The organism is Microbacterium sp. CPCC 204701, from assembly GCF_004010105.1.
Classification (GTDB): Bacteria; Actinomycetota; Actinomycetes; order Actinomycetales; family Microbacteriaceae; genus Microbacterium.
Map to the genome: position 1 here is coordinate 1 of NZ_RRYE01000071.1, position 10,545 is coordinate 10,545.

Here is a 10,545-nt window from a genome sequence, read left to right on the forward strand (position 1 = left end):
CTCGATCCGCGCGAGCACGCGCGCGAACGCCGCGACCGGCACGCCCGTGAGAGCGGTGACCCGCGAGCGCAGGCTGGTCGCGAAGTCCACCTCGCCGCGCATCGCGGCCTCCGTCGCAGCGGCGACCTCGGCGCCGCGCCCCGCCTCGTCGGCGATGAGCTCGATGACCTCGTTGCGGATCAGGGTCGAATCGGCGTCCAGGACGACGAGGAAACGCGCGGGTCGAGGCATCCCTCCACGCTAGCGGGCGTGGATCGGCGCCGAGGAATCGCCGGTCACCGTTCGACGCGGATGCCCTTGCCGACGACCGTGATGCCGCTGTCGGTCACGGTGAAGCCGCGGGCGAGGTCGCGTTCGCGGTCGACGCCGACGGTCGCGCCCTCGTCGAGCACGACGTTCTTGTCGAGGATCGCCCGATGGATCCGCGCGCCCGCGCCTACGTGCACGTAGTCGAAGAGCACCGAGTCGGTGATCGTCGATCCGCCGCCGGCGAGCGTCCACGGGCCCACGACGCTGCGCTCGAGGTGCGTGCCCGAGAGCACCGACCCGAGCGAGACGATCGAGTCGATCGCGTTGCCGATGCGGCCGACCGAGTCGCGCACGAACTTCGCAGGCGGCGAGTTGACGGCCTGCGAGTGGATCGGCCAATCGGTGTTGTAGAGGTTGAACACCGGGAGGGTCGAGATGAGGTCTCGGTGCGCGTCGAAGAACGAGTCGATCGTGCCGACATCGCGCCAGTAGTAGCGGTCGCGATCGGTCGAGCCCGGGACGTCGTTGCGGTTCATGTCGTACACGCCCGCCTCGCCGCGGCCGACGAAGTAGGGGATGATGTCGCCGCCCATGTCGTGGTTCGACGTCGGCAGCTCCCCGTCGTGCTCCACGGCTTCGATCAGCGCGTCGGCGTCGAAGATGTAGTTGCCCATCGAGGCGAGCACCTGGTCTGGGGCGTCGGCGAGCCCCGTCGCGTCGAGCGGCTTCTCGAGGAACTCGTTGATGAGCACCGCGTCGTCCTTGTCGACGTCGATCACGCCGAACTGGTTCGCGAGCGAGATGGGCTGACGGATGCCGGCGACCGTGGCCCGCGCGCCCGACTCGATGTGCGCGGCGAGCATCTGCCGGAAATCCATGCGGTACACGTGATCGGCGCCGATCACGACCACGATGTCGGGCTGCTCGTCGATGATGAGGTTGAGGCTCTGCAGGATCGCGTCGGCAGATCCCGAGAACCACCGCTTGCCGAGGCGCTGCTGTGCGGGCACCGAGGCCACGTACGAATCGAGCAGCGCCGACATCCGCCACGTCTGCGAGATATGGCGGTCGAGACTGTGGGACTTGTACTGCGTGAGCACGACGATCTGCCGCAGCCCCGAGTTGATGAGGTTCGAGATCGCGAAGTCGATGAGCCGGTACTGCCCGCCGAAAGGCACGGCCGGCTTCGCGCGATCCGCGGTCAGCGGCATCAGCCGCTTGCCTTCGCCGCCGGCGAGGATGATTCCGAAGACCTTGGGTGCAGCTGGCATGGCCCCACACTATGACCCCTCGAGCCGGTGTACTAGCGTTCGAGACATGCGAGTCGACGTCGTCACCAAGGAGTACCCGCCTGAGATCTACGGGGGTGCCGGGGTGCATGTGGCGGAGCTCGTGAAGGCCCTCCGGACGAGCCTCGACGTGCGTGTCCGAGCGTTCGGCGCCCAGCGCGACGAGGACGGGACGACCTCCTACGGCGTGCCCGCCGAGCTCGCCGCGGCCAATGCCGCGCTGCAGACCCTGGGCACCGATCTCGAGATCGTGACGGACGTCGCCGGCGCCGACGTCGTCCACAGCCACACCTGGTACGCGAACTTCGCCGGGCACCTCGCGGCGCTGCTTCACGGCATCCCGCACATCGTGACGGCGCACAGCCTCGAACCGCTGCGGCCGTGGAAGGCCGAGCAGCTCGGCGGCGGCTACGCCGTGTCGGGCTTCATCGAGAGGACGGCCTACGAGGGCGCGGCGGCGATCGTGGCCGTCAGCGAGGGGATGCGCGCCGACATCCTGCGCAGCTACCCGGCGCTCGATCCCGCCCGCGTGCGCGTGATCTACAACGGCATCGACGTCCAGGCGTGGCAGCCGGTGGAGGATGCCGCACTGCTGCGCGAGCTCGGCATCGATCCCGCGCGGCCGTCGGTGGTGTTCGTCGGGCGCATCACGCGCCAGAAGGGGCTTGCGTACTTCCTTCGCGCGGCCGAGCGTCTGCCCGCCGAAGTCCAGGTGATCCTCTGCGCGGGCGCGCCCGACACGCCGCAGATCATGGCGGAGGTCGAGGGCCTCGTACGGGGCCTCCAGCAGTCGCGCGACGGCGTGGTGTGGCTGGACCGGATGCTGTCGCGCCACGAGCTGTGCGCCATCCTGACCGCAGCGACGACCTTCGTCTGCCCCTCGGTGTACGAGCCCCTCGGCATCGTGAACCTCGAGGCGATGGCGTGCGGCGCCGCAGTCGTCGGCACGGCGACCGGCGGAATCCCCGAGGTCGTCGTCGACGGCGTCACGGGGCGGCTGGTGCCCATCGACCAGATGCAGGACGGCACCGGCACTCCGATGGATCCGGAGCGCTTCGTGTCCGACCTCGCGCGCGTGCTCACGGAGGTCGTGAGCGATCCCGAGCGCGCTCGCGCCTACGGCGCCGCCGGTCGGCAGCGGGCGACCGACGACTTCAGCTGGCAGCGCATCGCCGACCAGACCGCCGCGCTGTACGCGGAGGTCGCCGCCGACGGCCGATAGGCTAGCGGCATGCCCGAGGTGCTCGAATACTCCGACGTCGTCGTCCGCCGAAACGCCCGGAACATCGTCGATCACCTGGACTGGACGGTCCGCGACGACCAGCGCTGGGTGATCCTCGGCCCCAACGGCGCAGGCAAGACCACGGTGCTGCAGATGGCCGACACGCTGCTGCATCCGACCTCTGGTGTCGTCACCATCCTGGGGGAGCGGCTCGGCCGCACCGACGTCTTCGAGCTGCGTCCCCGCATCGGCTTCGCGTCCTCGGCCATGGCGCGCCGCGTGCCGCCGGAGGAGACGGTGCTCAACGTGGTGCTGACGGCCGCATACTCGGTGCTCGGACGGTGGCGCGAGGACTACGAAGACATCGACGAGCGCCGCGCATTGCGCGTCCTCGCCGAGTGGCGGCTCGACCACCTCGCCGATCGCACTTTCGGCACCCTGAGCGACGGCGAGCAGAAGCGCGTCCAGATCGCCCGCGCCGTCATGACCGACCCCGAACTGCTGCTGCTCGACGAGCCGACCGCGAGCCTCGATCTCGGCGCGCGCGAAGAGCTCCTTGCGCTCCTCGGCGGCTACGCGCAGGCACCCACGACACCGGCGATGATCATGGTCACCCACCACGTCGAAGAGATCCCCATCGGATTCACGCACGTGCTGCTCCTGCGGGACGGCCAGGTAGTGGCCTCCGGACCCATCCGCGACACCCTCACCGCCGATGCGCTCACCGACACCTTCGGCGTGCCGATCCGGCTCTCCGAGGACGGCGGCCGCTTCGCCGCCCGCGCCACGCTCTGAGCCCCAGCGTCCCGCCGATTCCGCGCGCGAGGCACAAGGCTGATAGAATCGCTGTTTGGTGCGTTCGCACCCCAGACTTTGACCGCACTGGCAAAATCCAGCGCACCATCCTCAAAGGACCTTCATGAAGACTGACATGCACCCCGACTACCAGGCCGTCGTGTTCCGCGACCTCGGCTCGGGCGAGACCTTCCTCACCCGTTCGACGGTGACCAGCGACAAGACGATCGAGCTCGACGGTGTCGAGTACCCCGTCATCGACGTCGAGATCTCGTCCGCCTCGCACCCGTTCTACACGGGCAAGCAGCGCATCATGGACTCGGCCGGTCGTGTCGAGAAGTTCAACCAGCGCTTCAAGAACTTCGGCTCCAAGTAAGCCGTCACCCGTTCGGCGGCGCTCGACGACCGGACACCGGTCTGCCCCGCGACCATCGACCCCCGCCTCGGCGGGGGTCGATGTGCTTTGGGCTCAGCGGATCGGCCACCGGCCGTCGAGGCGGTCGTCGGGGTCGAGCCGCCCGATCTGGATGAAATAGTCGGTCAGGCTCGCGGCCTGAGCGCGCGCCCAGGCGACCTGCCGCGTGTGCAGCTCCTGCACCGTCTCGGGCAGCCAGGGCGCGAACCGCTCGGCGAGCGCCTGCGCGACCCGGCCGGCGGCGATCGCATCGGCCGAGGCGTCGTGAGCGTCGTCGAGGTGCACCGCGTAGTGCTCGGCGACCACCTGAAGGGTGCGCTTGCCCCGCCGCCACCGGTCGTAGGCCCTGTCGACGACGAGAGGGTCGATGACCGGAAACGGGTCGTCGATGGGGGCGATGCCGTGGCGGAGCGCCTCGTACTTCAGCAGCGAGAAGTCGTACCGCGCGTTGTACGCCACGATCGGGATGCCGGCGTCCAGCAGCGCCCGCACCGCTTCGACCACCTCGGCGACGACAATCCGCGCGGGGAGGCCTTCGGCTCGTGCGCGCTGGGTCGTGATGCCGTGGATCGCACGGGCGGCCTCGGGTATCGGGATCCCCGGATCGGCGAGCCAGTCGCGCGCGCGGATGACCGTGCCCGCGGCATCCAGGAGCCCCACGTGCGCCGTGACGATGCGGTCGGCGGTGACGTCGACGCCCGTCGTCTCCAGGTCGAAGACCCCCACCACGCGCGTCCACTCGGGAGCGTCGCCCTTCGACAGGGTCACGAAGCGAGGCTCGTGCTCCGCGGGCGAGGGGTGCATGCCGCTCACGGTATGCGTGCCCTGCGACATCGCGGCAAGCCGCTCCGGCCGCCGTTCCGGCGGCCTCCTCTTAGACTCGACGGGTGGCCGCCGTGAACCCCTACGCCCCTCTTCTCGACGAGATCCCCGTCGAGCGACGCCAGGTCGCGGTGCTCGGCGCCACGACGGCGTACTGGGTCTACGGGCCCGACGACGCTGAGATGACGGTCGTCGCTGTCCACGGCTTCCGCGGCGAGCACCACGGGCTCGAGCCGGTCGTCGCGCACCTTCCCCAGGTCCGCGTCGTCTCGCCCGACCTCCCAGGGTTCGGTGAGACCGCACCGATCCCGGGTCGCACGCACGACCTCGACCTGTATGCGCAGTGGCTCACCGCGTTCGCGGCCGCTGTCGCGCCGGGCGCCGTCATCCTCGGCCATTCGTTCGGCTCGATCGTGGTCGCCGCTGCCGTCGCCGGCGGGCTCGAGACGCCGCGCGTGATCCTGGTGAACCCGATCGGCGCGCCCGCACTCGAAGGACCCCGGGGCGTGCTCACGCGGCTCGCGGTCTTCTACTACTGGGCGGGGGCGCGGCTTCCGCGCCCCGTGGGCGACGCGCTGTTGCGCAACGGGCTCATCGTCCGCGCGATGAGCGTGTCGATGGCCAAGACCAGGGACCCCTGCATCCGTCGATTCGTCCACGACCAGCACGACACCTACTTCTCACGCTTCGCCGACCGCGACGTGCTGCACGACGCGTTCCTCGCGTCGGTGTCGCATGACGTGCGCGAGTTCGCGCCGCACATGCCGCAGCCGACGCTGCTGGTGGCCGCCCAGCGTGACGACATCACGCCGATCGAGGCCGAGCGGCAGCTGGCGACGATGTTCTCCGACGCGGAGCTGGTCGAGATCCCCGACGTCGGACACCTCATCCACTATGAGACGCCGGCTCCTGCCGCCGCCGCGATCACGCGGTTTCTCGCGCCTTCCGACGCCGATACGCGTTGACGTTCATGCGGTTGCCGCAGTTGCCGCTGTCGCAGTAGCGCTTCGACCCGTTCTTGGAGAAGTCCACGTAGACGCCGAGGCAGTCGTCGGCGGCGCATACGCCGACACGGTCGTACTCGTCGGCGCGGATGACGTCGACGAACGCCATCGCGGCTTCGACGATGATGCGGGTGGCCAGCGGCGCGTCGTCGCTCGTGGCGTGGATGTGCCAGTTGTACCCGTCGTGGATCACCAGGCGGGGGAGTGCGCGACCGTCGCGGAGCATCTCGTTCACGAGGGGCACCGCCCCCTCGCGGTCGACCTCCCACAGTCGCCGCAGGCGCGGGCGGATGGCGCGGATCGCGGCGAGTTCGGCTTCGTCGCGTCGGATCACGCCGGTGTAGGGGTTCACTCGCAGGTACGCGTCGAAGTCCCCAGGGGTCTGCAGCGTGTCTTCGCCGTCGTACCCGGGCAGCGTGTTGACCAGATACGCCGCGGCCCGGAGGCTCTGCTCCGTGTCATGGATGAAGGCCATGTTGACTCCTGACATTTACCTCGCTAGCGTCACCAGTGTAAGCATGTTTCACCCCTGACAGCCGGATACCGCCCATGACCGCTTCCACCGCGTCCATCTCCGTGATCGCCCCCGGTGGGATCGGCGTCGGCACCGCACGACTGCGCGCCACGGGCCTCATCCTCGGCATCGTGTCGGCGTTCGCATTCTCGTCGAGCGGACCGTTCGTCAAGCCGCTCCTCGAGGCGGGCTGGTCGCTCGGCGCCGCGCTGCTGGTGCGCATGGGCGTCGCCGGTCTCATGCTCTCGCCTGCCCTCTTCATCGCGATGAGGCGTCAGCGCGGCTTCCTACGGCGCCACTGGCGTCTGATCCTCGGATTCGGGCTCATGCCCGTGCTCGGCTGCCAGCTCTTCTTCTTCTCTGCGATGCAGCGGATGCCGGTGGCCGTGGCGCTGCTGATCCAGTACCTCGCGCCCGTCATGCTCGTCGCGTGGGCGTGGGCCCGCTCGCGCAAGGCGCCCTCGGCCCTCGTGCTCTCGGGTTCGGTCGTCGCGATCACCGGTCTCGTGCTCGTGGTCGACGTCTCGGGTGCAACGTTCGACCTCGTCGGCACGCTGCTCGCGCTGGCGGCAGCGGTGTGCGTGTGCGCGTACTTCGTCATCTCGGAGCGTGCCGGAGACGACCTTCCGCCGCTCGCCCTCGCCGCGAGCGGGCTGCTGACCGGCGCTGCGGTGATCGGCGTGCTGTGCCTCACCGGGATCATGCCTTTCCAGGCGCCCGCCGTCTCGATCGAGCTCGCCGGAGCGCTGGTGCCCTGGTTCGTGCCGATGCTGTGGGTCGCGGTGGTTGCGACCACGCTCGGCTACGGGCTCGGTGTGATGGCGGTGCCGCGGATCGGCTCACGCGTGGCTTCGTTCGTGGGACTGTCGGAGGTGCTCTTCGCGCTCGGCTTCGCGTGGCTCTTCCTCGGCGAGGTGCCCGCACCGGTGCAGTTCGTCGGCGGCGCGCTGCTCCTCGCGGGGGTGGTGCTGGTGCGCGCGGACGCTTCGGCGACGGCGGTTCCGAACGCCGCGCCGAGCGTGCCGTCGTGATCGCAGGCCGGCGGAGCCGTCACTCCCGTCGTGCCAGCTCCATGAGCGGCGTCACCCGGTGCTCGATGACCTCACCCATCACCAGCGACGTCTCGGTGCGCTCTACGCCCTCGATCCCGAGGATCCGCGCGTCGGTGTCGAACAGGTGCTGCGTGTCGCGGCACGCCACGCGCACGAGCAGGTCGATCTGACCCGACAGTCCGTGCGCCTGCACGACCTCGGGTACGCGGGCGAGCTCGACCGAGATGCGAGGGAGGTCGGCCTGGCGCACGATCACGCTGATGAAGGCCTCGATCGGGAACCCCAGCGCGGTCGACGAGATGGCGCGCTCGTACGAGAGGAAGACGCCTGAGCGGTCCAGCCGCGCCATGCGGGCCTGGACGGTGTTGCGTGACAACCCGAGGCGCTCGGCCAGGGCGACGACGGTCGCGCGGGGGTCGGCGGAAAGCGCTGCGAGCAGCTCGAGGTCGACGTGGTCCAGGGCACTCATAGTGCGAAACGTTAGCACGGTCTGGTGGGCCGCAAGTTGTCAACATGCTCAAGAGGACGTCGAATGCTTGAGCGAGGTGCGATGCCGACGTAGCCTCGAATGAGCCGGCGACGAAGCCGGTGGCCACGACGCGGAACCCCACGAAGGACCTTCGCACGAGGAGTGACGACGATGACGCACACCCTGACACCCACAGCGGATCTCGCCACCGACATCGAGGATGTCGCGCGACTGCTGACCCCCGACGGCGAGCGCATCGCCGACCCCGACCTCGACCGCTGGGTGGAGGACGTCGACGCGTCCGTGCTCCGCGGTCTGTACCGCGACATGGTGCTGGTGCGTCGCATCGACACGGAGGGCGTGGCGCTGCAGCGGCAGGGGCAGCTCGCCCTGTGGCCGCCCTGTCACGGGCAGGAGGCGACCCAGGTCGGCACCGCCCGCGCGCTGCGCGCGGATGACTTCGCCTTCCCCAGCTACCGCGAGACCGGTGTGGTGCACGTGCGCGGAGCGCAGCCGGCCGACTTCGTGCTGGCATGGCGCGGCGAGGAGCACTCGACCTACAACCCGTACGACATCAACACCGCGCCGCAGCAGATCATCATCGGCGCCCAGTCGCTCCACGCCGTGGGCTACGCGATGGGCGTCCAGCGCGACGGCACCGACCAGGTGTCGGTGGCGTACTTCGGCGACGGGGCCTCGAGCCAGGGCGACGTGAACGAGGCGATGGTGTTCGCCTCGTCGTACCGCGCGCCCATCGTCTTCGTGTGCACCAACAACCACTGGGCGATCTCGGAGCCGGTGACGGTTCAGGCCAAGTATCCGATTGCCGGACGCGCCCCGGGATTCGGCATCCCCAGCATGCGGGTCGACGGCAACGATGTGCTGGCGTGCCTCGCCGCGATGCGGTGGGCGCTCGACCACGCGCGCCGCGGCAACGGTCCTGCCTTCATCGAGGCCGTGACGTACCGCATGGGCCCGCACACCACCTCGGACGACCCGACGCGCTACCGCGACAAAGACGAGGTCGAGACGTGGCGTCGCCGCGACCCGATCGCGCGACTGGAGGCGCTGCTGCGGGCGCAAGGCGAGTTCGACGACGACTTCGCCGCGAGCGTCGAGGCGGATGCCGACGCACTGGCGCGCGCCGTGCGCGAGGCGGCGATGAACGCCACGACGCGCGAGCCCCTCACGGTGCTCGACCACGTGTACGCCGAGCCGCACTCCGCGATCGACGAGCAGCGCGCGTGGTTCGGTGCATACCTCGACGGCTTCGCCTCAACGGAGGCCGGCGGCGAGGGGGAGGCACGATGACGCAGCTGACGATGGCGAAGTCCATCAACGAGGGGCTCCGCCGTGCGATGGCCGACGACCCCAAGGTGCTCGTGATGGGCGAGGACATCGGCAAGCTGGGCGGTGTCTTCCGCATCACCGACGGGCTCCAGGCCGAGTTCGGCGCGGAGCGCGTGATCGACACGCCGCTCGCCGAGGCGGGCATCATGGGCACCGCCGTCGGGCTCGCCTTCCGTGGGTACCGTCCCGTGGTCGAGATCCAGTTCGACGGGTTCGTCTACCCGGCGTTCGACCAGATCGTGTGCCAGGTCGCGAAGATGCACCACCGCACGCGCGGCAGCGTCACGATGCCGATCACGATCCGCATCCCGTGGGCGGGGGGTGTCGGCGCCGCCGAGCACCACTCCGAGTCGCCCGAGGCGTACTTCGTGCACACGTCGGGGCTCCGCGTCGTCGCCGTGTCGAACCCGCAGGACGCCTACGTGATGCTGAGGCAGGCGATCGCCTCGAACGACCCGGTGGTGTACTTCGAGCCGAAGCGGCTGTACCACACCAAGGGCGAGGTCGACCTCGGCGTCGATCTGGCGGATGCCCCGCCCATGGGTCTCGCGCGCGTCGCACGCGAGGGGACGGACGTCACGCTCCTCACGTACGGCTCGCAGGTCGGGATCGCGCTGGACGCGGCGACCGCCGCGGAGGATGACGGCGTCTCGATCGAGGTGATCGATCTGCGCTCGATCTCACCCGTCGACTACCGCACCGTGACCGCTTCGGTGCGCAAGACCGGCCGCGTCGTCGTGACGCACGAGGCTGCACGAGAGGCCGGCGTGGGCGCCGAACTGATCGCGAGCGTCACCGAGCGCTGCTTCCACTATCTGGAGGCGGCACCGCAGCGCGTCACGGGCCACGACATCCCGTACCCGCCGGCGAAGCTCGAGAAGCACCACCTACCGGATCTGGACCGCATCCTCGACGCGGTGGATCGCGTGCTCGACCGGCCCAACAGCCTGACGGGGGTGTTGGAGCAGTGACCGTCCAGGACTTCCGCCTCCCGGACCTCGGCGAGGGGCTCCCCGAGGCCGAGCTCGTGCAGTGGCTGGTCGCCGAGGGCGACGCCGTGGCGCTGAACCAGACCATCGCCGAGGTCGAGACCGCCAAGGCCGTCGTCGAGCTGCCATCGCCCCATGCCGGCACCGTCACGGCGCTGCACGCCGCGCCCGGCGACGTCGTCGCAGTGGGCTCGGTGCTCATCTCGTTCGACACAGGGGTGAGCGACACGGAGGCGCCGGCACCCGCTCCGAACGAGGGCGCGGCACCAACAGCCGCGACGTCCGAGGCACCCGCGCAGCCCGCAGCGTCGGTCGCTGAGCCGAACCTCGTCGGGTACGGCGCCGCGCCCCGCGGCGCAGGACGCCCGCAGCGCC

The 10,545-nt window shown here is 69.9% G+C and carries 12 protein-coding genes and 1 pseudogene; 8 read left to right on the plus strand and 5 right to left on the minus strand.

Annotated elements, in window-relative coordinates; genetic code table 11:
* Together EIO58_RS06765 and EIO58_RS06770 are read right to left on the minus strand one after the other, a co-directional pair.
* Positions 1 to 231, minus strand: a pseudogene (locus EIO58_RS06765) (phosphoserine phosphatase SerB); the annotation flags it as partial.
* Between the two features lie 44 nt (positions 232 to 275).
* Positions 276 to 1,520, minus strand: a complete 1,245-nt coding sequence (locus EIO58_RS06770; RefSeq protein WP_127818880.1) for a glucose-1-phosphate adenylyltransferase — start codon at positions 1,518 to 1,520, stop codon at positions 276 to 278.
* 46 nt (positions 1,521 to 1,566) lie between these two features.
* On the opposite strand from EIO58_RS06770, the gene glgA reads away from it, so the two are divergent.
* The 3 genes from glgA (at position 1,567) to EIO58_RS06785 (ending at position 3,931) form a co-directional block, all read left to right on the plus strand.
* Entirely contained in the window at positions 1,567 to 2,760 is a 1,194-nt protein-coding gene (gene glgA / locus EIO58_RS06775) for a glycogen synthase (RefSeq protein WP_127818881.1), read from the plus strand.
* 9 nt (positions 2,761 to 2,769) lie between these two features.
* Entirely contained in the window at positions 2,770 to 3,555 is a 786-nt protein-coding gene (locus EIO58_RS06780) for an ABC transporter ATP-binding protein (protein WP_127818882.1), read from the plus strand.
* A gap of 124 nt (positions 3,556 to 3,679) precedes the next feature.
* On the plus strand, positions 3,680 to 3,931 hold the full coding sequence (locus EIO58_RS06785; RefSeq protein ID WP_127818883.1) for a type B 50S ribosomal protein L31: 252 nt from the start codon (positions 3,680 to 3,682) through the stop codon (positions 3,929 to 3,931).
* 93 nt (positions 3,932 to 4,024) lie between these two features.
* Here the strand turns inward: EIO58_RS06785 and EIO58_RS06790 are convergent, their stop codons facing one another.
* Positions 4,025 to 4,774 carry an exonuclease domain-containing protein gene (locus tag EIO58_RS06790; protein WP_446723905.1) on the minus strand — a complete coding sequence of 250 codons (750 nt, stop codon included), beginning with the start codon at positions 4,772 to 4,774 and terminating at the stop codon, positions 4,025 to 4,027.
* An 83-nt stretch (positions 4,775 to 4,857) separates the two neighbouring features.
* On the opposite strand from EIO58_RS06790, the gene EIO58_RS06795 reads away from it, so the two are divergent.
* Complete coding sequence (locus tag EIO58_RS06795; protein WP_127818885.1) at positions 4,858 to 5,757, plus strand: alpha/beta fold hydrolase; 900 nt, start codon at positions 4,858 to 4,860, stop codon at positions 5,755 to 5,757.
* Here EIO58_RS06795 and EIO58_RS06800 read toward each other — a convergent pair.
* Positions 5,717 to 6,271, minus strand: coding sequence for a CGNR zinc finger domain-containing protein (locus tag EIO58_RS06800; RefSeq protein WP_127818886.1), 555 nt, complete (start codon positions 6,269 to 6,271; stop codon positions 5,717 to 5,719). The genes EIO58_RS06795 and EIO58_RS06800 overlap by 41 nt on opposite strands.
* 74 nt (positions 6,272 to 6,345) lie before the next feature.
* Between EIO58_RS06800 and EIO58_RS06805 the strand changes: the two genes are divergently transcribed.
* Positions 6,346 to 7,341: an EamA family transporter gene (locus tag EIO58_RS06805; protein ID WP_127818887.1), complete on the plus strand. Its 996-nt coding sequence runs from the start codon at positions 6,346 to 6,348 to the stop codon at positions 7,339 to 7,341.
* Between the two features lie 19 nt (positions 7,342 to 7,360).
* Here EIO58_RS06805 and EIO58_RS06810 read toward each other — a convergent pair whose 3' ends face one another.
* Positions 7,361 to 7,831, minus strand: a complete 471-nt coding sequence (locus EIO58_RS06810) for an Lrp/AsnC family transcriptional regulator (protein ID WP_127818888.1) — start codon at positions 7,829 to 7,831, stop codon at positions 7,361 to 7,363.
* Between the two features lie 171 nt (positions 7,832 to 8,002).
* On the opposite strand from EIO58_RS06810, the gene pdhA reads away from it, so the two are divergent.
* The 3 genes from pdhA to EIO58_RS06825 all read left to right on the plus strand — a co-directional run.
* Entirely contained in the window at positions 8,003 to 9,142 is a 1,140-nt protein-coding gene (gene pdhA / locus EIO58_RS06815; protein WP_127818889.1) for a pyruvate dehydrogenase (acetyl-transferring) E1 component subunit alpha, read from the plus strand.
* Entirely contained in the window at positions 9,139 to 10,152 is a 1,014-nt protein-coding gene (locus EIO58_RS06820) for an alpha-ketoacid dehydrogenase subunit beta (protein ID WP_127818890.1), read from the plus strand. Before pdhA ends, EIO58_RS06820 begins: the two co-directional genes overlap by 4 nt.
* Positions 10,149 to 10,545, plus strand: a 397-nt coding sequence (locus EIO58_RS06825) for a biotin/lipoyl-containing protein (RefSeq protein WP_342447969.1), incomplete at its 3' end; no start/stop codon positions are given. The genes EIO58_RS06820 and EIO58_RS06825, both read left to right, overlap by 4 nt.